This window comes from Streptomyces sp. NPDC012466, assembly GCF_042955215.1.
Taxonomy (GTDB): domain Bacteria; phylum Actinomycetota; class Actinomycetes; order Streptomycetales; family Streptomycetaceae; genus Streptomyces.
Genome location: NZ_JBIBEQ010000005.1, coordinates 212203 through 233929, shown reverse-complemented (window position 1 = coordinate 233929; position 21727 = coordinate 212203). Strand labels below are relative to the sequence as shown.

The following is a 21727-nucleotide window of genomic DNA, read 5'->3' as shown; positions in this document are numbered from 1 at the left end:
GGACGTGCGCTGTCGGACCGCCTCTGCCGGGCCGGCACCTCAGACCGTGACGACCCGCAGCCCGGCCTCCTCGAACCGCCGCACCGTCTCCACGTCGGCCGCCGTGTCCGTGACCAGCGTGTCCACCGCCTCGGCCGCACAGATCCGGGCGAACGCCCGCTGCCCGAGCTTGCTGGAGTCGGCGGCCACCACCACGCGTTCCGCCCGTTCGCACAGCAGCCGGTTGATCGCCGCCTCCGCCTCGTCGTGCGCCGCGGCGCCGTGGGTCACGTCGAAGGCGACGACGCCGAGCACCGCCACGTCGACGGTGATCTGCCCGAGCACCCCGTCCGCGAGCGGCCCGACCAGCTCGAACGACTGGGGCCGCGCCACCCCGCCGGTCAGCACGATCTTGAACTGGGGTCGTACGGCCAGCTCGTTCGCGATGTTCAGCGCGTTCGTCACGACGGTCAGCGCGGGCGACCCGGAGGTCAGGTCCCCGCGTACGGCCAGGGCCCGTGCCACCTCGGTCGTCGTCGTCCCCCCGGTCAGCCCGACCGCCTCGCCCGGCGCCACCAGATCCGCCACCGCCTTGGCGATGCGCTGCTTCTCGGAGGCGCGGCGGGCCGTCTTGTAGCGCAGCGGCAGCTCGTAGGACACACCGTGCACGACCGCGCCGCCCCGGGTGCGCACCAGCATCTGCTGCTCGGCGAGCCCGTCGAAGTCGCGGCGGATCGTCGCCGCCGACACCCCGAGCTCCGCCGCCGCGTCCTCGACGTCCAGCCGGCCGCGCTCCACGAGCAGTTCCAGCAGCGCCTTCCAGCGGGCGTCGCGCGACATCCGGACCTCCACCTCTCGATCTCCGGCGACCCTAGCGCACCCGATCCCGGCCGAATGCTTGATGATGCTCGAAAGATGGCTATATCTTGCAAGAACAATCAGAGCGGAGGGTGCGGTATGACGCATGTCGAGGACGAGCTGGCGGACCAGCCCGCATGCTGGGCCCGCGCCGCGTCGCAGGCGGCCCGGTACGCGAAGGTGTTGCCGACACCGGGGGAGAGGGTCGCGATCGTCGGCTGCGGCACCTCGTACTTCATGGCGCAGGCAGCCGCGGCCCTGCGCGAGGGCGCGGGACAGGGCGAGACCGACGCGTTCGCGGCATCCGAGTTCCCCCACGGCCGCCGCTACGACCGGATCGTCGCCCTCACCCGCTCCGGCACCACGACCGAGGTCCTGGACCTGCTGGGCCGGTCGCGGGGCCACACCCCCACCACCGCGATCACCGCCGACCCGGACACCCCCGTGCGGACGGCCGCCGACGACCTCGCCGCCCTGGACTTCGCCGACGAACGCTCCGTCGTCCAGACCCGGTTCGCGACCACGGCCCTCACCCTGCTCCGCGCCCACTTCGGCCTCCACCCCGACACGGCCGTCACCGACGCCCGCACGGCCCTGACGGAACCGCTGCCCGAACGACTGGTGGAATGCGGGCAGTTCACCTTTCTGGGGCGCGGCTGGACCGTCGGTCTGGCCCACGAGGCCGGGCTGAAGATGCGTGAGGCCGCACTGGCCTGGGCGGAGTCCTACCCGGCCATGGAGTACCGGCACGGCCCCATCAGCGTCAGCACGACGGGCACGGCGACCTGGATGCTGGGCGACGCGCCGGGCGGACTCGCCGAACAGGTGCGCGGCACCGGCGCGTTGTGGATCGCCGGGCGCCTCGACCCGCTCGCCGAACTGGTCCGCGCCCAGCGCCTCGCGGTCGCCGTCGCCGCGTCCCGCGGGCTGGACCCCGACAGCCCGCGCCACCTCACGCGCTCGGTGATCCTCGCGCCCTGACCTGGGAGACCCCGTGCCCCTGACCACCACCGGCGACCTCGTCACCCGTGCCGCCGCGGCCGGCTCGGCCGTCGCCTCCTTCAACGTCATCACCCTGGAACACGTCGAGGCCGTCATCGGGGGCGCCGAGTCCGTGCACGCCCCCGTCGTCCTCCAGGTCAGCGAGAACGCCGTCAAGTTCCGCGGCGGACAGCTGCTTCCGCTCGCCCGGGCCGCCGTCGCCGCCGCCGAACACGCCGCCGTCCCCGTCGCGCTGCACCTCGACCACGTGCAGAGCGACGCACTGCTGCGCCGGGCCGCGGACGCCGGCTTCAGCTCCGTGATGTACGACGCGGCCCGGCTGCCCTACGCGCAGAACCTCGCCGCGACCCGGGCGGCGGTCGACTGGGCACACGCCCAAGGGCTCTGGATCGAGGCCGAGCTGGGCCAGATCGGCGGAAAGAACGGCAGGCCCCCGCTGGACGCGCACGCCCCCGGCGCCCGCACCGACCCCGAGGAGGCCCGGGCGTTCGTCGCCGACGCGGGCGTGGACGCCCTGGCCGTCGCCATCGGCAGCTCCCACGCCATGACCACCCGCACGGCGTCCCTCGACCACGCCCTGCTCAAACGCCTGTCGGCCGCACTGGACGTCCCGCTCGTCCTGCACGGCTCCTCCGGCGTCCCGGACGACGAACTCACGGCGGCCGTCGCGGGCGGCATCACCAAGGTCAACATCGGCACCGCCCTGAACATCGCACTGACCGGTGCGATCCGGGAGTTCCTCGCCGAGCGGCCCGAGGCGGTCGACCCGCGCAGTTACCTGACCCTCGCGCGGGAGGCGATGACACGGGCGGTGGCCGGAACCCTGCGGACCCTCGGCGCCGCTACCGCCTGACCGCCTTCAGCACCACGAACTTCGGGTCGCTCGCGACCAGTTGGCTGTTGCCGAACAGCTTCCGCAGTGTGACGTGGTAGCCCAGGTGCCGGTTGCCGACCACCCACAACTCCCCGCCCGGCCGCAGCGTGCGCCGCGCCCCGGCGAACATCCGCCGGGCCGTGGCGTCGGTCGTCGCCTGGTGGGAGTGGAAGGGCGGGTTGTTGAGGACCAGATCGACACTGCCGGACGGCACACCCGCCAGCCCGTCCCCGACCCGGAACTCGGCATGCCCCGGCGCGCCGTTCGCCCTGTACGTCGCCTCCGCCGAGGCCACGGCCTGGAACGACTCGTCCACGAACAGCACCTCGGCGTCCGGATCGCCCAGCGCCACCGCCGTGCCCACCACGCCGTTGCCGCACCCCAGATCCACCACCCGGCGTCCCCGGCCGTCCGGCAGGTGCCGCAGGAAGAACCGGGTCCCGATGTCGAGCCGGTCGGCACAGAAGACCCCGGCGTGGTTCACGACCGTGCTTCCCGCGGCCGGGCCGACGTCGTCCGGCAGGGTGTAGACGTACGGCCACGGACTGCCGGGCCGTTCCAGCGCCGGATCAGGCGTGCAGAAGATCAGCCGGGCCTTCTTCTCGGCGAGCGAGGTGCGGGTCGGGCCGAGGATCCGCTCGAACAGCCGGAGCGTCGAGGTGTGGATCTCCTTCACCATGCCCGTGCCGACGACGACCGTCCCCGGGTGCACGGCCGGCGCCAGTCGCAGCAACTGGTCCTCCAGCAGCGCCAGGCTCTTGGGGACCCGCACCAGCAGCACGTCGATCCGCCCCGGCGGCGGGTCCTGCGTGGTGAGCAGCCGCACCGCGTCCGGCTCGGCCCCGGCTCGCGCGAGGTTGGCGCGGGTGGCCTCCTGCGCGAGGTGGGAGTCGGTGATCTGCACCGGCCCGTGCGCCGCGAGCGCCGTGACCAGCGCGCCCCAGCGGTCCCCGACGACCACGACCGTGCCGTCCAGCGGCACCCGCTCCTCGGCCAGGTGCCGCAGCAGATACTCGTCCGAGGCGTCCCAGGCGCGCAGCCTGTCGCGCGGGTCCTCGGGGAAACGGGTCAGCGCCGGCTCGCCCCACGGCGTCGTCATACGGTCGTTCATCGTGCGACCAGGCTAGCCGAGCCGCAGCTCAGGGCGTGTCGGGCACCATGGAAGGCATGGACGCCGAGCTGTTCCCGAGGGCCCGTACGCAGGTGGCGCCCGGCGCCGTGCACCTGCCCGACTGGCTGGACGAAGAACGCCAGCGGGCGCTGCTCGACGCCTGCCGCGAGTGGGCCCGGCCGCCCGCCGGCCTGCGCACCGTCCACACCCCGGGCGGCGGCACCATGACCGCCCGGCAGGTCTGCCTCGGCTGGCACTGGTACCCGTACGGCTACGCCCGCACGGTCGCCGACGGGGACGGCGCCCCGGTGAAGCCGTTCCCGCAGTGGCTCGGCGACCTGGGCCGCCGGGCGGTCCACGACACCCTGGGAGGGCCCGCGCCGGACTACGACATCGCACTGATCAACTTCTATGACGCCGACGCCCGCATGGGCATGCACCGCGACAGCGACGAGAAGTCGGACGCGCCGGTGGTGTCGCTGAGCCTCGGTGACACCTGCGTCTTCCGCCTCGGCAACACGCAGACGCGCACGCGGCCCTACACCGACGTCGAACTGCGCAGCGGCGACCTGTTCGTCTTCGGAGGCCCGTCCCGCCTCGCCTACCACGGCGTCCCCCGGGTCCAGGCCGGCACGGCACCGCCGGGGCTGGGCCTGACGGGCCGGCTCAACATCACACTCCGGGTCAGCGGCCTCTGAGAAGAGCGCACCGGAAGGTGTCCGCGGGCGTCGCGGCCGGCCGGACTTCGCGGACACCCCTGGCGCCCGGCGGGCACGCCGGGCCACCATCCGGCGGATCATGGGAGACTCGCCCTCATGAGCGGGAAGGCGGACCCCCGGCAGGCGGGGGACGGGAGCACGTCGAGGACGCGGCTGGACCGGGGGCGCGCAGCGCTCGGACCGGCGCTGGAGCTCGTGCACACCGGACGCGCGCCGACCCGGGCCGTCCTCACCGCCGAGCTCGGGGTGACCCGGGCGACGGCCGGTGCGGTCGCCGCCGAGCTGGAGGCACTCGGGCTGATCCGGGTCGACGCCCGGCCCGGCGCGGCGGCCGGCTCGCAGGGCAGGCCCTCCCACCGGCTGGCCGTCGCCGACGACGGGCCCGTCGCGCTCGCGGCGCAGGTCCACTCCGACGGCTTCCGGGCGGCGCTGGTCGGGCTGGGCGGCCGGATCGTCGCCACCGCGCCCGGCTGCGAGGTCGTCGACGCCGACCCGGCCAAGGTGCTCGCCTCGGTCGTCGCGGCCGGCGCCGAGCTGCTGCGCGAGACCGGACTCCGGTGTGTGGGCGCCGGGCTCGCCGTGCCGTCCGCCGTCGCCGAACCCGAGGGCCTGGCGCTGAACCCCCTCCACCTGGCCTGGCCCGCGGGCGCGCCGGTCCGGGACATCTTCGCCGAGCAGGTGCGCGCGGCCGGCATCGACGGGCCCGCGTTCGCCGCGAACGACGTCAACCTCGCCGCGCTCGCCGAGCACCGGCACGGCGCCGGCCGCGGCGCCCGCGACCTGCTGTGCGTGGCCACCGGCCACCGTGGTGTCGGCGGCGCGCTCGTCCTCGACGGCCGCCTGCACCGGGGCAGTTCGGGCCTCGCGCTGGAGGTCGGGCACCTCACCGTGCACCCCGAGGGCCGCCCCTGCCACTGCGGCAGCCGCGGCTGCCTCGACGTCGAGACCGACCCGCTGGCCTTCCTCACGGAGGCCGGGCGCGAACCCGGCCCCGAGGTGTCCCTGCTCCAGCAGTCCATCGACCTGATCCGCCACCACTACGACGACCCGGGCGTCCGCGCCGCCGCCGAAGCCCTGATCGACCGTCTCGGTCTGGGCCTCGCCGGCCTGGTCAACATCCTCAACCCGGACCGCATCGTCCTCGGCGGCCTGCACCGCACCCTCCTCGACGCCGACCCCGGCCGCCTGCGCGCGGTCGTGGCCGACCGCAGCCTGTGGGGGCAGAGCGGCGGCGTCCCCATCCTGCCGTGCACGCTCGACCACAACAGCCTGGTCGGCGCGGCGGAACTGGCCTGGCAGCCCGTCCTGGACGATCCGCTCGGAGCGCTGACAGCGCGGGATTGAGCGGGGGCCGGGCGTGCTCCGGCGAGCCTGACCCCACGGGTATCAGGCTTGTCCGCGCCGCTTGCGGGAAGGCGCGCCGCCGAGCGGGCAGGCTGGTCCGCGGGCAGTCCGCCCGCACCGCACCACCGAGGAAGTTGACGCAATGACCGACAAGCTCACCGTGAGCGTCCTGGGCACCGGCATCATGGGCGCCGCGATGGCCCGCAACCTCGCCCGGGCCGGACACACGGTTCACGCCTGGAACCGCACCCGGGCCAAGGCCGAGCCGCTGGCCGCCGAGGGCGTGCGGATCGCCGACACCCCCGCGCAGGCCGTCCAGGACGCCGACGTCGTCCTGACCATGCTCTACGACGGTCCCGCCGCGCTGGACACCATGCGCGAGGCCGTCCCCGCCCTGCGCCCCGGCACCGCCTGGGTGCAGTCCACCACCGCGGGCATCGAGGGCGTCGCCGAGCTGGCCGCGTTCGCCCGCGAGCACGGCCTGGTCTTCTACGACGCCCCCGTCCTGGGCACCCGCCAGCCCGCCGAGGCCGGGCAGCTGACCGTGCTCGCGGCCGGCCCCACCGAGGGGCGCGAGAGGGTCACGCCCGTCTTCGACGCGGTCGGCGCCCGTACCGTCTGGTCGGGCGAGGACGGAGCGGAGGGCGGCGCGACCCGCCTCAAGCTCGTCGCCAACAGCTGGGTCCTCGCCGTCACGGCCGCCGCCGGCGAAGCCCTCGCCCTGTCCAAGGCCCTCGGCGTCGACCCGCACGGCTTCTTCGACCTCGTCGCGGGTGGCCCGCTCGACATGGGCTATCTGCGCGCCAAGTCCGAGCTCGTTCTCCAGGACAAGCTCACGCCACCCCAGTTCGCGGTGACCACGGCCGCCAAGGACGCCCGGCTGATCGTCCAGGCCGGCGCGGAGAACGGCGTACGCCTGGATGTCGCCGAAGCGGCCGCCGCCCGCATGGAACGCGCCGCCGCCCAGGGCCACGCCGACGAGGACATGGTCGCGGCCTACTTCGCCAGCTTCGACGAGAAGCCCCACTCCTAGGAGGTTCCCCGGATGTCCAAGCCGCCGCTGCCGCCCGAGGCCGACGCCCTGCTGAGCCGGCCCAACCCGTGCGTCATGGCCACGCTGCGCTCCGACGGCGCACCGGTCTCCACCGCCACCTGGTACGTGTGGAAGGACGGCCGGGTGCTGATCAACCTCGACCGGGGCCGGGTGCGCCTGAAGCACCTGCGCCGCGACCCGCGCGTCACCCTCACCGTCCTCGCCGGCGACGACTGGTACACCCACGTGACCCTGATCGGCCGCGTCGCAGAGATGTACGACGACGAGGACCTGGCCGACATCGACCTCCTCGCCCGGCACTACACCGGCAAGCCCTACCCGGACCGCGTCCGCCCCCGGGTCAGCGCCTGGATCGAGGTCGAGCGCTGGCACGGCTGGGGCTCGATGAAGGACAGCGACCAGGCCGGCGGCTGAGGGCCGCCGGTGACGCCGGTCAGCGCCACTCGGCGCCGAACGCCCGGCCCGGGTTCTCGGTGAGGATGCGCGCCACCAGCTCCTCGCCGACGGCGTCGGCGAGCCGGGGGCGCACCCGGCGCAGCAGGTACGGCATCCCGGGGCCGCCGTTCACCGAGCGGGCGGCGGCCGTGGTGGTGTCCGCGCCCAGCAGCAGCCGGTCGCCGAACCCGGCCTCGGCCAGGGCGAGTACGGCGTCCGGCATCCGCCAGTCCGTGGCGTGGTGGGCGAGTGACGGCCCGTCGAAGGCCAGATAGCAGCCGGACTCCGCCGCGTGCCGGTGCACGACGAGGTCGGGGGAGCGGTTGAGGTGCCCGAGCACCACCCGGTGCGGCGGCACCCCCGACTCCCCGCACAGCAGGTCCAGTACGTCCAGCGCGCCGGTGCCCATCTCCAGGTGCACGGCGATCGTCGCGCCCGTGGCGTGGTGCGCCTCGGCCGCCGCCGTCATGGTCCAGCGGGCGTGCGCGTCCAGGGCGTGGAAGCCGCCCGCGACCTTCACGAGCCCGGCCCGCACCCCCGACGTCCCGATGCCTTCGGTGAGTTCGCAGACGAAGACCTCGGCGAGCCGGCCGCGCAGCCCGGCGAGGGTGTCCTCGTCGTAGTGCACGGCCTGGTGCAGACCGGTCGCCGCCACCACGTGCACACCGGTCTCCCGGGACAGCGGCGGCAGGTCGGCGACCCGTCGGCCGAGCCCGTAGGGCGTCCACTGCACGACGGTCCCACCGCCCTGCTCCCGGAACGCCGCCAGCTCCGCCCGCGCCGCCGCCACGCTGCGCAGCTCCTGGCCGGGCAGCCGGGGGCTGCCGAAGAACAGGTGGTCATGGGCGTCGCACACGCCCAGCTCTCCCGGGGGCACGTCCCCCAGCACCGTGCGGACCGCGCTCACCACTGGCGTCCCCGGGGCAGCAGGTTCCGGCCCGGCGCGGACAGGTGCAGCACCTCGAAGACATCGCCGTCGGCCTCGGGCGCGTCCCGCTCCCAGAGCGAGAACTGCACCAGCTCCCAGCGGCTCGTGTCCACGGCCGCGGCGGCGAGCACGGCCCCGTCCCGCGCCGCCAGGGCCCGGGCCTCGCCCACGGCGTCCGCGACGACATCGGCCAACAGCCCGCTCCGCGGGACCGATCGGCGCCGTCGTACCGCGAACCGCGCGTGCGCGCCCTCCCCCTCCTCGTACGCGAGGCCCGTCCACTGCCGCGCCGACGGCCGCCCGAAGTCGTCACCGACTCCCTGGAACCCACCGCCCCACAGGAAGGAGTTCATGCCCTCGACGGTGTTCCAGAGGTAGAAGGGGGCGTAGGCGTTGACCGGCGAGCCGCGCAGACCGCGCTCGCGTATCAGATAGGCCTTGAGGCCGAGCCCGTCCCAGGCGTCGAGCAGGTGCCCCCGGCGGGCCACCCGGTCGCGGATGATGCCCATGTCGTAGTCGGCGGGCAGGGTGATCTCGTACTGCATGGCGTGCACGCAGGTCTCCTCAGGGGGTCCGGGGTGCCAGCAGGGAGAGCAGTCCCCGTACCCCCGCGTCGAACGCGGCGGGGGAGCCGCAGGCGCGGGCCAGCACATAACCGCCCTGGACGGTCGCGACGACCGCCGCCGCGATCTCCCCGCTGTCCAGACCGGGCCCGAACTGACCCTGCTCCTTGCCCTCTTCGACGATCCGGGCGATCCGGCCGCGGAGCCAGTCGAGCGTCTCGTCGACCGGGGCGCGCAGCTCGGCGCTCGCGATCACGTCCGGGTCCATCGTCAGCCGGCCGACCGGGCAGCCCCGCAGCACGTCCCGCTCGCGCCGCAGATACGCCTCGATGCGCTCGTAGGGCGTGCCCGGGCCGTCGAGTACTTCCGCCGCGGTGGCCCGCATCTCCTGCGCGGTCCGCCGGATCGCGGCCAGGGCGAGATCGGGCTTGCCCTTGAAGTGGTGGTACATGCTGCCCTGCCCGGCGTCCGCGCGCTCCAGGATCGCCTTGGGGCTGGTGCCCGTGTAGCCGCGCTCCCACAGCAGCTCGCGGGTGGACTCGATCAGCCGTTCCGGGGTGCTCATGCCGGCACTGTACATACCAGTAGTTACAGAAGTCGAGGCCGCGCGGAGCATGCGGGACCCGCCCGCGTACTCCCCGCGAGGTACGCACGGTGCCGCTGGCCGTACGACGACCGGGGGCCCCTCGCGGGGCGACTCTCGAAAGCGACGCAGGACAGGACGCGATCGAGGAGTTGGACGACATGCAGACCCTGGCGAACTTCGGTGACGGCGGCGGGCCCGGCCCGTGGATCCTGCTCTTCCCGGTGATCTGGGCGCTGGTGATCGGAGGCGGTGTCGTGCTGCTGCGCCGCACCGTGTGGCGCGGACGCCGCGGCGGCCCCTGGCGGCAGCCCGCCGTCGGGAACGACTCGCCCATCGCCGTACTCGGTCACCGCTTCGCCTCCGGCGAGATCGACGAGGACGAGTACTGGCGCCGACTGTCCGTGCTGAACGAGGAGTTCGGCCGTAAGGGAGGCGCGGCATGACCACGACGGCCGCCCCGACGACCAGGCGGCCCGCCGCCCGGGTCGTCGGGGCGGTGGAGGTGTACGGCGGTGGCGGCACCGCCGTACGCGCCCTCGGCGCGTGACCGTGACCTTCCCGGCCGGCCGCTTCACCGCGATCATGGGGCCCTCGGGCTCCGGCGACCGGCCGTCATGGCCCTCGTCGGGCTCACGGCCGGTGCTCTCGCGGGACTGTGCCCGGCCCGGCGCGCGGCACGCCCGGACGTGCCGCGGGCCGTCGCCACGGAGTGAGGTGCGCCCCGGGGGCGCACCCGGTGGCGTACGCCACCGGAGCCTCCGGAGGGACGGTGGTCACCGCCCGGTCAACCGGCAACGGCGGACCGGGCGGGAGCATGGTCGGGCCGGAGCCCGTCGGCGGAAGCCGCGACCTCGGCGAACCTGCGCGCGGGCTTCTCCTGGACCGTGCGCCGCGACCGGAGCGACGGCGCCGTCACCACGGGAGGGGACGTCGGCAGCGTGAACCACACGACCTTGCCGGACTCGCCGTCCGGCCGGACGCCCCAGCTCTCGCTCATGGCGGCCACCATCGCGAGCCCGCGCCCGCAGGTCGCCAACGGCTCGGCGTCGTCGACCACGGGCATCCGCGGATCGCCGTCGCGCACCGAGACGGTGAGCCGGTCGAGCAGCAGCTCTATCTCCACGGTGCACGTCTTGTCGGGCTGGGCGTGCCGGTGGACGTTGGTCAACAGCTCCGTCACGCCGAGCGAGGCCCGGTCGATCAGGGGGTCGAGATGCCAGTAGCGCAACTGCGCAGATACGATTCTGCGGACCTGGCCGATCCGCGACGGCAGGGCTTGGAGCTCCACCGTGCAGTGCCTGCTTGGGTAGCTGATCACGGCTGCGACTCCCCGACGTGAGGTCCGGAAGAACACGGAGTTCGGATCCAGCAGGGCGCCTGCGTGACGCTGCCGCCTGCTGTCGTGGCCGGCGGGCTGGTTCGCAGCGTTATCGCCGGTAAACCCAGAGTGACGTGAGACCAGAGTGGCGCAGGGGATGAGGTACCGCAACTCGCGGACATCTCAGTCGCCACGCCCCGACGCCCGGCGCACGGCTTCGATGAAGCGCCGCGCGGCCGGCGGCCCCGGCTCTCCCGGGGCGGGGTCGTGATCGCCCAGGGTGAGCAGGTACCGGTTGCCGTTGAGATCCGCCGTGGCCCGGTCATCGGGGCCGAACCAGGGCTTGGAGGCGCGCACGGCCTGCACCGGCGCGCTGTCGATCTCACTGCCGTAGCTGGTCAGCAGCTCGAGCCGGCCGTCGCTGATCCGGACCTGCCCGGCCCGGGTGAGTGACCGCAGCCGCTTCCCGATCCGCACGCCCGTGGCCCTGAACTCCGGCTCTCCCATGCCACCCGCCCCCTGGTGCGTCTCGGTGTACCGGCCCGCCGTGCGCGACGCCCGGTACGGCTCGTGTCCTGATCCAGTGTGCCCCCTCCGGACCCGCGGTCCCCTCGGGGGAGGTGCGTCCCGCCCGGCCCGAACCTCGGCCCGGCCGTACGGTGTTGTCCGCCGAACCCCCGCCGCGGGGACGAGGTGCCCGTGCCCGGAAGCCGGCTCCGGACGGTGCGTCGTACCCCCGCGGTCACCCGCCGGGGCCTTGGTCCCGCCGTGCAGTCTGCCCCTGCCCGGCGTCGAGCACCAGTGCCCGCGAGCCCCTCGCCGGGGGGCGCCCGCAGCACGCCCGCCCATGCGCCCCCCGGTCTGCGCGCCCCCTTGCACCGGCCCTGCCCCTGGGGGCGCTTTGGGGGGCTCAAAGATGCGTTTATGCAGGTGAGAAGCGTGCGTAAGGTGCTTATGATCGGAGGTGTCGGCCGCGCGGCGCGTCGACGGCGCGCAGCGTTAGGAGCCCCCTCGTGAGCACTCCCCAGCAGACCCGGACCGGCGTGACCCTCGACGTCGACCACAGCGACGCCGCCTACCGGGCGTGGCTCAAGGAAGCCGTCCGCAGAGTCCAGGCGGACGCCAACCGCTCGGCAGACACACATCTGCTCCAGTTCCCCCTGCCCGAGCGGTGGGGCATCGATCTGTACCTGAAGGACGAGTCGACCCACCCCACCGGCAGCCTCAAGCACCGCCTCGCCCGCTCCCTCTTCCTCTACGGCCTCTGCAATGGCTGGATCCGGCCGGACCGGCCCGTCATCGAGGCCTCCAGCGGCTCGACGGCCGTCTCCGAGGCGTACTTCGCGAAGCTGATCGGCGTGCCCTTCATCGCCGTCATGCCGCGCACGACGAGCGCCGAGAAGATCCGCCTCATCGAGTTCCACTCCGGTCGATGTCACTTCGTGGACGACCCCCGCACGATGTACGAGGAGTCGGCCCGCCTCGCGACCGAGACCGGCGGCCACTACATGGACCAGTTCACCTACGCCGAGCGGGCCACGGACTGGCGCGGGAACAACAACATCGCCGAATCCATCTTCCGCCAGCTGCGGCTGGAGCGGTTCCCCGAGCCGGCGTGGATCGTCGCCACGGCGGGCACCGGCGGCACCTCCGCGACCCTCGCGCGCTACGTCCACTACATGCAGTACGACACCCGCGTCTGCGTGGCCGACCCCGAGAACTCGTGCTTCTTCGAGGGCTGGACCACCGGCGATCCGGACGTCACCTGCGACTGCGGCTCCCGCATCGAGGGCATCGGCCGGCCCCGGATGGAACCGAGCTTCGTGCCCGGCGCGATCGACCGGATGATGAAGGTGCCCGACGCGGCCAGCGTCGCCGCCGTGCGGGCCCTGGAGCGCGCCATCGGCCGCAAGGCGGGCGGCTCGACCGGCACGGGGTTGTGGAGCGCGCTGAAGATCGTCGCGGAGATGGTGTCCGAGGGGCGGCAGGGCAGCGTCGTGACCCTGCTGTGCGACCCGGGGGACCGGTATCTCGACAAGTACTACTCGGACGCCTGGCTGGCGGCCCAGGGGCTGGACATCGAGCCGTACACGGCCGCGATCGACTCGTTGCTGAAGACGGGCGTCTGGCGCGACTGAGTCCGGGCCCTCAGGCGCCCAGCCGCCGCTCCAGTGCCGTCATGGCGTCCCGGAACGCGCGTGCCTGGCCCCCGCGCACCGCTTTCACGGCCAGCCGGTAGGCGGCCGTTCCTTCGGTGGCGAACGTCCACCGCACCCGGGTGCCGCCGCCGACCGGCGCGAGCCGCCATTCCTCGGCTATCGCCCGCACGCCCGGCACGTTGGTGACGTCGACGCGATAGGCGTACACCTCGGGTGCCTCCGCCGCGATGATCGACTCGCGGAACCGGATGCCGCCGGTGAGCGTGATGTCGCGCCCCGCGCCCGCGTCGACCGGGCGGGCGGCCGTCACCCGCGGGAACCACTCGGTCCAGCCGGGCACGCTCGCGAGCGCGTCGTAGACCTGTTCCACCGGGGCGGCAACCCCTCGGGCGAAAACGTGCCGAACGGGCGCGATCCCGACGAAGTCGAGCCCCACCGGGCGCAGTCGACGAGCCATGGACGAAGCCCTCCTGAACGGCAGCGGTCGAGACCGTGGAGCGTCACCCTAGCTGGCGACCCGTCAGGTGTCTGTATCGCCCTCGGGCTCCCCGGCCACCACCAGGCGCCGCAGGTGCTCGGCGACCACCCCGCGCGCCTCCTCCGGAAGGCCGGCGTCCGTGACCAGCGTGTCGATCCGCTCCAGCGAGGCGAACGAACTCAGTCCCACCTTGCCCCACTTGGTGTGGTCCGCGACCACGACCACACGGCGGGCGGACTGGACGAGCCGCCGGTTCGTCTCGGCCTCCGCGAGGTTCGGCGTCGACAGGCCGGCCTCGAGCGATATGCCGTGCACCCCGAGGAACAGCAGGTCGAAGTGGAGCGCCGCGATCGCCTGGTCGGCCACCGGGCCCACCAGCGAGTCGGAGGGCGTGCGCACCCCGCCCGTCAGCACGACCGTGGCCGCACCCTGCCGGGGGCCCGAGGTGCGCTGCGCCGCGTGGAACACGTCGGCGACCCGCACCGAGTTGGTGACCACCGTGAGGTCCGGGACGTCCAGCAGCTGGTGCGCCAGCGCGAAGGTCGTCGTACCGCCCGACAGGGCGATCGCCGCGCCCGGCGCGACCAGCTTGGCCGCGGCGCGCGCGATGTCCTCCTTGGCGGTCAGCTCCAGGCCGGACTTGGCCTCGAAGCCCGGTTCGTGCGTACTCGCCTCGACCACCGGGACCGCGCCGCCGTGCACCTTCTCCAGCACGCCCTGGCGGGCGAGCGCGTCGAGGTCGCGGCGGACCGTCATGTCCGACACGCCGAGCTTGCGGGTCAGCTCGTTGACCCGGACACCGCCCCGGCGGCGGACCTCGTCGAGGATCAGGGATCTCCGCTGCTCCGCGAGGAGGTTCTGATTCTCGCTCACGTACGCTCCGGTCCTTTCGCCTCAATGCCGTCCGACACACCCCGCACCGGCTTCGACTGGGACATTCTTCCTTGCTCCGGTGCGAGGACGTCCCATCCTCGCATGTCGAGGAGTGGGGAGAGCCACCGACCGCTCGTCGCGCACACGTCACCCGTGGCTCACGTGTCACCGCGGTTCATCACGGATCGGGGAGATTCCGTGACAGCAGGTGTGCGCCGCCGCGGAAGTGGAGATCCTTGTGCCCGCACGGACGGAGCCGACGGCGTGTCACGGGGGAAGTGCGAATCAGTGGAACGTGCGCGGGAACATGCGTCGACCGGCGGACCGGACGGTCCCGCCGCGCGGCCCGGCGAAACCGGGACCGCACTGGAACTCCTGGTCCACGGCGTGGGCGGCACCACACCGCAGGAGATGCTCAACGATCCGCGCACGGTGCGGATCACCGGCGACGGCACCGCGGCCGTCTTCCGGCGCGCCGACGACGTCGACGCCGAGCACAGCCCCGGCGACCGCCACCGCGAGGAACCGGTGCCCGAGGCGTACGTCTGGTGCAACCTCACCTCCGGCAACGGCACCCGCGCCCTGTGGTTGCTGCTGCTGCCCTTCATGGTCGTCAACCTCGCCCACTGGATGCGCCCCACCGCCCACGGCCGCCGCCGCACCGTGCGCCTGTACGGCCTCCTGGTGCGGCTCGCCGGGCTCACACTGACGGTGCTGCTCGTCGCCGCGGCCTGCGAGGTCGCCCTCGACCTGGCGGCCTGGCAGTGCGCGGGCACCACCGCCTGCGCCGACCGCCACACCTGGCTGGGCTTCCTCTCACCCACCGTCTCGGACGGCGGCTGGTGGAGCGCCCCGGGCCGCAGGCTCGCCCTCGCCGCGGCCGTCCCCACCGCCCTGACCGTCCTGCTGTGGTACCTGTCCCGGCGTACGTGGAGCGACTACGAGTCCCAGCAGCCCATCGAACGCGCCCCCGAGCCCGAAGGAGACGGCGGCCCGACCGCACTCGGCCGGCCCGGGTTCTGGTACGGACGCCGGCTGGTGGCGCGGTTGCGTGCCGCGCACACCGCCGCCGGCCTGATCACGGTCGCCGCCGCGGTCGGCAGCGCGGCCGCCCGCCACGACCGCCGTCCCGGCGGCCCCGCCGTCCTCGACACCCTGGGCCTGATCCTGGAAGCGGCCCTCGTGGCCTGCGCGGTCGCCGTGGTGTGGGTGGTGTGCCGCCGGGGCCGCAGCGAGAAACGGCTGGACCGGGAGCTCGACGAGCGCTTCGTACGACGTCTGCCGCTCGCCGCGCTCGTCCTGCTCGCCCTCGCCCTGCTGTACGCCGGATGGGAGCGCCCCGGGTGGACGTCGCAAGGCAGGCTGCCGGGCGACGCCACCTTCGGCGGGATCGCCCTGATCCAGGGCCTGCTCGTGATCGTCCTCGGTGTCGTCGCCCACGTTCTCCACCGCACCGACCCCGGCCGGCGGGCGGTACTGCGGGGCCTGGGCGGACCGGCCGTGGCGATGCTGGCCTGCGCATTGGGCGGGGTGATGTCCGGCGGCGTGTCCCAGCGCGTGTCCGACTGGCTGGACGGCACCGGAGCGTCGATCGAGGGCCCGCCGGTCCTGCTGACGTGGCAGGCGTCCGTGATCCCGCCGCTGCTCGTCGTCCTGCTGGGGCTCATCGGCTGGCTGGGCCATCGTGCCTGGCAACTCGCCCGGGCCGAGCGGATCGCCGTGGCACTCGACTACCCGGACGAGGACCTGGACCCCGCCCGCACCCGCCGTATCGCCTCCACCCGGGCGATGGCCGCGCTCACCGACCGGGGACCCCGCATCGTCGCCGTCACCTCCGGTGTCACGCTGCTGCTCGGCGCCGGAGCCCTCGTGGGCGCCCTGGTCACCGACGAAACCCCGGGCGAGGCCGCGCAGGGCACCTACCCCGTCGTCCACGGCGCCGCCGAGACCGCCCAGGCGCTCGGCTCCTGGCTCATCGGGCTCGGCTTCATACTCTTCGTCACCTGGGGCCGGCGCGCCTACAAGGACGCCGCGGCCCGCCGCACCATCGGCATCCTGTGGGACGTCGGCACCTTCTGGCCGCGCGCCTCCCACCCCTTCGCCCCGCCCTGCTACGCCGAGCGCGCGGTACCCGACCTGACCTGGCGGATAGCGACCTGGACCCGTGTCACCGGCGGACGGCTGGTCCTCTCCGGCCATTCGCAGGGCAGCGTGCTCGCCGCCGCCGCGGCCTGGCAACTCGCCCCGTCCGCCCGCAAACGGGTCGCACTGCTCACCTACGGCTCCCCACTGGAGCGCCTCTACGGCCGCTGGTTCCCGGCGCACTTCGGACCCGCCGCGCTCGGCTCCCTGCACCGGGACGTCGACTGCTGGCGGAACCTGTACCGGCTGACCGACCCCATCGGCGGCCCGGTGCGCCTGCCCGGCGACCGCGGCCCGCAGGTCGACCACGCCCCCCTGATGGACCCGCTCGCCTACGGCCGCACCGATCTCCTGCCGCTGCCCGCGCCGATCCTCGGTCACTCCGATTACCAGGCCGACCCGGCCTTCGCCGAGGAACGCCGCAAGCTGCTGGCCCGGCTGCGGCCGGACGTCCCGGAGGTGCCCTCGCCCCGTCCCGGGCCCGAGCCGCCCGCCGCCTGAGGGGATCTCAGAGGAGCTCGGGCAGATCCTCGCCGTAGAGGAGCGTCAGGTCGTCCGTGCTCGGCTCCACGACCTGGGCGACCCGGCTCGCGTGCCGCTCGACCATGGCCTCGAAGGTCTGCCGCGCGGTACGGCCGTTACCGAACGCCGGGCCCTTGGGGAGCACCGTGAAGTACTTCCGCAGGGCCTCCGCCGCGCCCGGCGCGAGCCGGTACTCGTGCTCCTCGGCCTGCTGCTCCACGATCCGCAGCAGGTCATCGGGGCCGTAGTCGCTGAAGGTGATGGTCCGTGAGAAGCGGGACGCCACCCCCGGGTTGACCGACAGGAAGCGCTCCATCTCCGCCGTGTAGCCCGCGACGATCACCACGACCGCGTCCCGGTGGTCCTCCATCAGCTTCACCAGGGTGTCGATGGCCTCCTTGCCGAAGTCGCGGCCCGCGTCCTGAGGGGACAGCGCGTAGGCCTCGTCGATGAACAGCACGCCGCCGCGCGCCTTCTCGAAGACCTCCTGGGTGCGGATCGCCGTCGAGCCGATGTGCTCGCCGACCAGGTCGACGCGGGACACCTCGACCAGATGGCCCTTCTCCAGCACGCCGAGGGAGGCGAGGATCTCGCCGTAGAGCCGCGCGACCGTCGTCTTGCCGGTGCCGGGGGAGCCCGTGAAGACCAGGTGCCGCTTGACCGACGCCGCCTTCAGACCCGCCTGCTGCCGGCGCCGGCCGACCTCGATCATGTCGGTGAGGGCGCGCACCTCGCGCTTGACGCTCTCCAGGCCCACCAGCGCGTCCAGTTCACCCAGGACATCCTTGGAGGAGCGGGCAGGCTGCTCGGGCTCGGCGACCGGTGCCGGGGGCTCCGGTTCAACGCGCGGACCCGGGACCGCGCCCAGCAGGCCGGGGGAGTGGCTCGCCGTCTGCACGGCCGTCTCCCGCGCCGCGGGCGTGCGCGGCCCGCCGCTCTCGTCGCTCGTGCAGTCCTCGACCAGCGGGCTCGCTCCGGACGCCGCGTCCGCACCGCCGTCCGCGAACTCGTAGCCCCCGCGCGCGCACCGCTCCGTGCGGCACTTGCGCAGCGTCGTACGGCTGCCGTCGATCACATGGAAGCCGTAGCCGCCACTGCCCGTGACCCGGCAGTTGAGGAAGCTGCCCCGGCCACCGGCCGAGACGTAGACGCCGGCCTCCGCCGGGGAGTCGATCGTGCAGCGCTCCACGGTGGGATCGGCGCCCTTGGTGACGATCACGCCGGTCTGGGTGCCGTCCACCGTGCAGTTGCTGAGCGTGCCGCCGCTGCCGTGGTCGCGGAACCAGGCGCCCGTCGCCGCGTCCCGGATCCGGCAGTCGTCGAGCTGCGCGGTCGCGCCGTCGCTCACCGACACGGCCGTGTTGCGCACCTGCGAGAGGTCGGTGTCGACGACGTCCGCGCGCGAACCGCGGTCCAGGACGAACAGCGCGTCCGGCACGTCGTGCACCCGGCACGAGTCGAGCACCGCCGTCGCCCCGTCGCTCACCCACACCGCCGGGTAGTCGCCCGTGCTGTCGAAGATCTCGCACTGGTTGGCGTCCACGCGTGTGCCCGGGTCCCACACCGACAGGCCGTTGCGCCCGAACTGCCGCACCGTGGTGCGGGTCAGCGTGAGAACGGAACGGGAGCGCAGGTCGACCGCGTTCTCCGGGATGTCGTGGATACGGCAGTCGGCGAGCGTCAGTACGGCGTCCGTGTCGAGCGTGACCCCGTCGGCCGTCGTGCGGTGCACATCGCAGTCGGTGAGGTGCGCGGTGGCCCGGCCGGTGATCTGCACACCGCTGCCCCGCACTTCGTAGATCTCGCAGCCCACCGCTTCCAGCGCCGAGTTCTCCCCGGTCGCCGACAGGCCCGAGCCCGAGGTGTGGTGGATCCGGCAGCGCTCCAGGCGGGGGTGGGCGCCGCCGCGCACCGCCACGCCCGCCTGGCCGGCCGCGACGACCTCGCACTCCTCGAACACCCCGCCCGCGCCGTCGAGTACGGCGATGCCGATGCCCGCCGGGTTGTCGACAGCGCAGCGCCGCACCGTGGGCCGTGCGCTGCCGCGCACCTCGATCCCGGCCGCCGACCGGGTCACGACCCGCACGTCCCGCAGCTCCGGGGTGCCCTCCTCCACCAGCACGGCGGGTGCGGCCGCGTCCTGGCCCTCCACGTGGAGGTCCTGCACCACCGCCGAGGCGCGCACGGTCAGCGGCACTCCGTCCACGGGCGCGATCCGCACGGAGCCGGGGGAGCCCTCGGGACCCCGCAGGGTCACCGCGCGCTGCAGGACGAGGTTCTCCCGGTAGGTGCCGGGGGCGACGGTGAGGACGTCTCCGTCGGCCGCGGCCTCCAGGGCGGCGGCGAGCGATGCGTACTCACCCGTGCGGCGCCGCCACCGCGACGTGCCGGTGTGCGTCACCTGGACCGTGCCCTGTGCCATGGTGTAGCTGTGCCCCCACCTCGGTCGTACTGATGGCTCGTCCGCCCTCGGGGCGCTCCGGCCGGGGTCGCGACCGCGACCGAGCCCGGCCGTGGGGGCCCGGGCGCGCACGCGGCACCGACACCGGCGCGTCCCTGGGGCTCGCTCGCGCGCGGGTTGTGCCGAACGGTTCGGCCGGACCACCGTAGCGTGCGCGCGGGTGGTGGGTTGACCAGAGCCGGAAGGCCGTCAGCTGCCGGCGCCCGTCCTGCCCCAGTCCGGACCCGCCCTGTCCCATGCCTGGTCCCAACGGGCGTACCGGCGGCGGACCATGCGCCAGACGATCAGCCGTCTGCCGCCCTCGATGAGGCCGCCCGTCGCCAGGGCCGCGCCGAAGCCGGCGAGGACCGCGTGCGTCGAGGCCGTCGCGGAGTCGAGCGGGCGGGCCACCATCCGGCCGTGCCGGTCGGTCCATATCCGGAACTCGTCGCCCTGCCGCGGGTCCTTGAGGCTCGCCAGGACGGGCCCCCGGTGCGGGGAGCCGTCCGGCGCTGTCCAGTCGGCGAGGACGCGGTTGCGCAGGTCTCTGCCCGAGGAGGTCTCCGGGTCGGCGTCCAGCGGGGAGCGGTCCAGCTTGCGGACCACGGTGGCCGTCACCAGATGCCGCGCTTCGTGCTGTGCCCGGACGGAGCGCTGCAGCGCGTCCTGCGCGGCTCCTCCGACGAGGGAGCCCACCACCGGGGCGGCCAGCAGGATCAGCAGCAGGGCGGCCAGGGCCACCCAGGCCTCGGCCAGGTCGGTCGCGCGGCACAGTGGATTGCGCCGCCAGCGCCAGAGTCCGCTGATCGCTCGCACCGCCTGCACCCCCTTCCCCGCTCCGTGATACTCCCCGGCGGAGCTGTCCGCGCGCGGACTCCTCGAAGAGAGAGCGACGTCACCTCTCCCCAGGGCATCTCATGAATTTCTCACACAAGCCCAACGCCCGGGCCGGCGGCGCGGTTCCCGCGGCCGTCGGAGCGCTGTTCGAGGATCCTGACCGGGTCACCCACCCGGATGGTGCCCCGGGAGAGGGGGACCAGGTTCTGCCCGAAGACCAGCTTGCCGCCGAGCCGCCGGTGCCGCCCCAGGCTGAACAGGGGCTCGCGGCCGCGCTCGCCGGTGTCCTGGTCGGTGGTGGTGACCACGCACCGGCCGCAGGGCTTGGCCACGCGGAAGTGCACCTCCCCGACGGCGAGGCGACACCAGTCGTCCTCGGCCCACGCGGGGGTGCCCGCCACGACCACGTTCGGCCGGAAGCGGTTCATGGGCAGCGGGCCCTCGCCGGCGTGCTCGCCTTGCGCGATCAGGGAGTTGAGGGCGTCGAGCGAGGCCGTCGTGGTGAGCAGCAGGGGGAAGCCGTCGGCGAAGGAGACTGTCTCACCGGGTCGCGCGTACTCCGGGGCGATGGGCCGGCGCGTGGCCGGCTCGTCCATGTACGCCAGGCGCGCGTCGATGCCGAGGAAGGAGCTGACCCAGGCGTGCGCGGCCTCGTCCTCGGCCGGGACCGCCTCGGCCTTGTCGCGGAAGATCTCCACCGTGACGGTGGCGAGGGGCCGGGGGACGGGCACCGTCAGCGGCCGCATGCCGGGCGCGGACAGCCGGACAGCGCCACCGGGCAGCGGCTCGGCGGCGGCGAGCGCGAGGCGCGGCAGCAGGCGTTGTGTGACGACCTTTCCCCCGTCGTCGATCAGCACCCAGCGCCGGTCACCGGCCAGGCCCCAGGGCTCCACGACGGCCTCCCGGGGCGCCGGGCCCCGGACCGCCTTGACCGGATGGATGTGAAGCGAGTGCAGGTGAGCGTTCCCCATGGGGCCATCGTGCCAGCCGGCACCGACAGCCCCCCGGGGGGCGGCTCAGTACCCGCGGTACTGCTGGTTGTTGTACGGGTCCTGATAGGGGGCCGGGGCCGGCCGGGGAGCCGCGGGGCGCATCGCCTCGTAGCCGGCGGGGGCCGTCGGACGCGGCTGCTGCGGCTGGGGGCCGGGGTAGCCGCGCGGAGCGGTGGCCTGCTGCGGGATGTACGCCGCGGGCGCCTGTTGCAGCGGTGCGGGCTGCTGCGCCTGCGGGTAGCCGTAGACGGGCTGGGAGGGAGCTGCCGGAAGGGCGGGCAGCGCCGACGGGAGGGCGGGCAGGTTGCCGCCCGGCATGTCGTACTGAGCGGGGACCCGGATCGGGGCGATCTGCGGGGTGCCCCGCTCGGCGACGAGCTTGTCGTAGATCGGGGTGTCCGGGAAGGAGGCGGAGTAGTAGCCGCCGCCATAGGTGGAGCGGGGGGAGGTCATGGCACATAAGTTAAGCCCACGATGTGCTGGTTGGGGAGACCGATAAGAGGGTTGTTTTCC

Annotated in this window: 22 protein-coding genes and 1 pseudogene; 10 read left to right on the top strand and 13 right to left on the bottom strand. The window is 74.0% G+C overall.

Annotation, left to right across the window (positions count from 1 at the left end):
* Positions 1–39 precede the first annotated feature (39 nt).
* Positions 40–819 (bottom strand): DeoR family transcriptional regulator, encoded by a 780-nt coding sequence (locus ACFY9E_RS20110; RefSeq protein ID WP_390985632.1) that lies wholly within the window; start codon positions 817–819, stop codon positions 40–42.
* A gap of 117 nt (positions 820–936) precedes the next feature.
* Between ACFY9E_RS20110 and ACFY9E_RS20105 the strand changes: the two genes are divergently transcribed.
* A complete protein-coding gene (locus ACFY9E_RS20105) occupies positions 937–1818 on the top strand; it encodes an SIS domain-containing protein (RefSeq protein ID WP_390985630.1) in 882 nt (293 codons plus the stop codon).
* Positions 1819–1831: 13 nt separating this feature from the next.
* On the top strand, positions 1832–2692 hold the full coding sequence (locus ACFY9E_RS20100) for a ketose-bisphosphate aldolase (protein WP_390985627.1): 861 nt from the start codon (positions 1832–1834) through the stop codon (positions 2690–2692).
* Here ACFY9E_RS20100 and ACFY9E_RS20095 read toward each other — a convergent pair.
* The gene (locus ACFY9E_RS20095; RefSeq protein ID WP_390986605.1) at positions 2682–3812 is read right to left on the bottom strand and encodes a methyltransferase; all 1131 of its coding nucleotides are present in this window, start codon (positions 3810–3812) and stop codon (positions 2682–2684) included. The genes ACFY9E_RS20100 and ACFY9E_RS20095 overlap by 11 nt on opposite strands.
* Before the next feature lie 68 nt (positions 3813–3880).
* On the opposite strand from ACFY9E_RS20095, the gene ACFY9E_RS20090 reads away from it, so the two are divergent.
* From ACFY9E_RS20090 to ACFY9E_RS20075, 4 genes are all read left to right on the top strand, one after another.
* Positions 3881–4522 (top strand): alpha-ketoglutarate-dependent dioxygenase AlkB, encoded by a 642-nt coding sequence (locus ACFY9E_RS20090; RefSeq protein WP_390985625.1) that lies wholly within the window; start codon positions 3881–3883, stop codon positions 4520–4522.
* A gap of 117 nt (positions 4523–4639) precedes the next feature.
* The gene (locus tag ACFY9E_RS20085) at positions 4640–5887 is read left to right on the top strand and encodes an ROK family protein (RefSeq protein ID WP_390985622.1); all 1248 of its coding nucleotides are present in this window, start codon (positions 4640–4642) and stop codon (positions 5885–5887) included.
* 142 nt (positions 5888–6029) lie between these two features.
* Positions 6030–6920, top strand: coding sequence for an NAD(P)-binding domain-containing protein (locus ACFY9E_RS20080; RefSeq protein WP_390985620.1), 891 nt, complete (start codon positions 6030–6032; stop codon positions 6918–6920).
* A 12-nt stretch (positions 6921–6932) separates the two neighbouring features.
* A complete protein-coding gene (locus ACFY9E_RS20075) occupies positions 6933–7355 on the top strand; it encodes a TIGR03618 family F420-dependent PPOX class oxidoreductase (RefSeq protein ID WP_390985617.1) in 423 nt (140 codons plus the stop codon).
* 19 nt (positions 7356–7374) lie between these two features.
* Here ACFY9E_RS20075 and ACFY9E_RS20070 read toward each other — a convergent pair whose 3' ends face one another.
* The 3 genes from ACFY9E_RS20070 to ACFY9E_RS20060 are packed head-to-tail and all read right to left on the bottom strand — an operon-like array spanning position 7375 to position 9432.
* On the bottom strand, positions 7375–8283 hold the full coding sequence (locus ACFY9E_RS20070; RefSeq protein WP_390985614.1) for a phosphotriesterase: 909 nt from the start codon (positions 8281–8283) through the stop codon (positions 7375–7377).
* Entirely contained in the window at positions 8280–8858 is a 579-nt protein-coding gene (locus ACFY9E_RS20065; protein ID WP_390985611.1) for a DUF4865 family protein, read from the bottom strand. Before ACFY9E_RS20065 ends, ACFY9E_RS20070 begins: the two co-directional genes overlap by 4 nt.
* A 10-nt stretch (positions 8859–8868) precedes the next feature.
* Positions 8869–9432 (bottom strand): TetR family transcriptional regulator C-terminal domain-containing protein, encoded by a 564-nt coding sequence (locus ACFY9E_RS20060; RefSeq protein WP_390985608.1) that lies wholly within the window; start codon positions 9430–9432, stop codon positions 8869–8871.
* Between the two features lie 179 nt (positions 9433–9611).
* On the opposite strand from ACFY9E_RS20060, the gene ACFY9E_RS20055 reads away from it, so the two are divergent.
* Positions 9612–9896, top strand: a complete 285-nt coding sequence (locus ACFY9E_RS20055; RefSeq protein ID WP_390985606.1) for an SHOCT domain-containing protein — start codon at positions 9612–9614, stop codon at positions 9894–9896.
* Positions 9893–10056, top strand: a pseudogene (locus tag ACFY9E_RS20050) (ABC transporter ATP-binding protein); the annotation flags it as partial. The gene ACFY9E_RS20055 and the pseudogene ACFY9E_RS20050, both read left to right, overlap by 4 nt.
* A 181-nt stretch (positions 10057–10237) precedes the next feature.
* On the opposite strand, the gene ACFY9E_RS20045 reads toward ACFY9E_RS20050, so the two are convergent.
* Together ACFY9E_RS20045 and ACFY9E_RS20040 are read right to left on the bottom strand one after the other, a co-directional pair.
* Entirely contained in the window at positions 10238–10771 is a 534-nt protein-coding gene (locus ACFY9E_RS20045) for an ATP-binding protein (protein ID WP_390985604.1), read from the bottom strand.
* Between the two features lie 183 nt (positions 10772–10954).
* Entirely contained in the window at positions 10955–11278 is a 324-nt protein-coding gene (locus ACFY9E_RS20040; protein WP_142165554.1) for a hypothetical protein, read from the bottom strand.
* A 506-nt stretch (positions 11279–11784) separates the two neighbouring features.
* Between ACFY9E_RS20040 and ACFY9E_RS20035 the strand changes: the two genes are divergently transcribed.
* Positions 11785–12909: a pyridoxal-phosphate dependent enzyme gene (locus tag ACFY9E_RS20035; RefSeq protein WP_390985602.1), complete on the top strand. Its 1125-nt coding sequence runs from the start codon at positions 11785–11787 to the stop codon at positions 12907–12909.
* Positions 12910–12919: 10 nt separating this feature from the next.
* Here ACFY9E_RS20035 and ACFY9E_RS20030 read toward each other — a convergent pair whose 3' ends face one another.
* Both ACFY9E_RS20030 and ACFY9E_RS20025 read right to left on the bottom strand, forming a co-directional pair.
* On the bottom strand, positions 12920–13387 hold the full coding sequence (locus ACFY9E_RS20030) for an SRPBCC family protein (RefSeq protein ID WP_390985600.1): 468 nt from the start codon (positions 13385–13387) through the stop codon (positions 12920–12922).
* Between the two features lie 63 nt (positions 13388–13450).
* Positions 13451–14281: a DeoR family transcriptional regulator gene (locus ACFY9E_RS20025; RefSeq protein WP_390985597.1), complete on the bottom strand. Its 831-nt coding sequence runs from the start codon at positions 14279–14281 to the stop codon at positions 13451–13453.
* Between the two features lie 288 nt (positions 14282–14569).
* Here ACFY9E_RS20025 and ACFY9E_RS20020 point away from each other — a divergent pair, with 288 nt between their 5' ends.
* Positions 14570–16924, top strand: a complete 2355-nt coding sequence (locus ACFY9E_RS20020) for a hypothetical protein (protein ID WP_390985595.1) — start codon at positions 14570–14572, stop codon at positions 16922–16924.
* A 7-nt stretch (positions 16925–16931) separates the two neighbouring features.
* Here the strand turns inward: ACFY9E_RS20020 and ACFY9E_RS20015 are convergent, their stop codons facing one another.
* The 4 genes from ACFY9E_RS20015 to ACFY9E_RS20000 form a co-directional block, all read right to left on the bottom strand.
* Complete coding sequence (locus ACFY9E_RS20015; RefSeq protein ID WP_390985593.1) at positions 16932–19367, bottom strand: right-handed parallel beta-helix repeat-containing protein; 2436 nt, start codon at positions 19365–19367, stop codon at positions 16932–16934.
* 228 nt (positions 19368–19595) lie between these two features.
* Positions 19596–20201 carry a hypothetical protein gene (locus ACFY9E_RS20010; protein ID WP_390985590.1) on the bottom strand — a complete coding sequence of 202 codons (606 nt, stop codon included), beginning with the start codon at positions 20199–20201 and terminating at the stop codon, positions 19596–19598.
* A gap of 110 nt (positions 20202–20311) precedes the next feature.
* Entirely contained in the window at positions 20312–21193 is an 882-nt protein-coding gene (locus ACFY9E_RS20005; RefSeq protein ID WP_390985587.1) for an MOSC N-terminal beta barrel domain-containing protein, read from the bottom strand.
* A gap of 45 nt (positions 21194–21238) precedes the next feature.
* The gene (locus ACFY9E_RS20000) at positions 21239–21667 is read right to left on the bottom strand and encodes a DUF6643 family protein (protein ID WP_390985584.1); all 429 of its coding nucleotides are present in this window, start codon (positions 21665–21667) and stop codon (positions 21239–21241) included.
* Positions 21668–21727 lie beyond the last annotated feature (60 nt).

What these genes read in the sequence shown, in the direction of transcription:
- ACFY9E_RS20105 (WP_390985630.1), top strand. Translation starts at nt 937, where the DNA reads ATGACGCATGTCGAGGACGAGCTGGCGGACCAGCCCGCATGCTGGGCC.
- ACFY9E_RS20015 (WP_390985593.1), bottom strand. Translation starts at nt 19,367, where the DNA reads ATGGCACAGGGCACGGTCCAGGTGACGCACACCGGCACGTCGCGGTGG.
- ACFY9E_RS20090 (WP_390985625.1), top strand. Translation starts at nt 3,881, where the DNA reads ATGGACGCCGAGCTGTTCCCGAGGGCCCGTACGCAGGTGGCGCCCGGC.
- ACFY9E_RS20040 (WP_142165554.1), bottom strand. Translation starts at nt 11,278, where the DNA reads ATGGGAGAGCCGGAGTTCAGGGCCACGGGCGTGCGGATCGGGAAGCGG.
- ACFY9E_RS20000 (WP_390985584.1), bottom strand. Translation starts at nt 21,667, where the DNA reads ATGACCTCCCCCCGCTCCACCTATGGCGGCGGCTACTACTCCGCCTCC.
- ACFY9E_RS20095 (WP_390986605.1), bottom strand. Translation starts at nt 3,812, where the DNA reads ATGACGACGCCGTGGGGCGAGCCGGCGCTGACCCGTTTCCCCGAGGAC.
- ACFY9E_RS20110 (WP_390985632.1), bottom strand. Translation starts at nt 819, where the DNA reads ATGTCGCGCGACGCCCGCTGGAAGGCGCTGCTGGAACTGCTCGTGGAG.
- ACFY9E_RS20060 (WP_390985608.1), bottom strand. Translation starts at nt 9,432, where the DNA reads ATGAGCACCCCGGAACGGCTGATCGAGTCCACCCGCGAGCTGCTGTGG.
- ACFY9E_RS20030 (WP_390985600.1), bottom strand. Translation starts at nt 13,387, where the DNA reads ATGGCTCGTCGACTGCGCCCGGTGGGGCTCGACTTCGTCGGGATCGCG.
- ACFY9E_RS20080 (WP_390985620.1), top strand. Translation starts at nt 6,030, where the DNA reads ATGACCGACAAGCTCACCGTGAGCGTCCTGGGCACCGGCATCATGGGC.
- ACFY9E_RS20075 (WP_390985617.1), top strand. Translation starts at nt 6,933, where the DNA reads ATGTCCAAGCCGCCGCTGCCGCCCGAGGCCGACGCCCTGCTGAGCCGG.
- ACFY9E_RS20055 (WP_390985606.1), top strand. Translation starts at nt 9,612, where the DNA reads ATGCAGACCCTGGCGAACTTCGGTGACGGCGGCGGGCCCGGCCCGTGG.
- ACFY9E_RS20085 (WP_390985622.1), top strand. Translation starts at nt 4,640, where the DNA reads ATGAGCGGGAAGGCGGACCCCCGGCAGGCGGGGGACGGGAGCACGTCG.
- ACFY9E_RS20005 (WP_390985587.1), bottom strand. Translation starts at nt 21,193, where the DNA reads ATGGGGAACGCTCACCTGCACTCGCTTCACATCCATCCGGTCAAGGCG.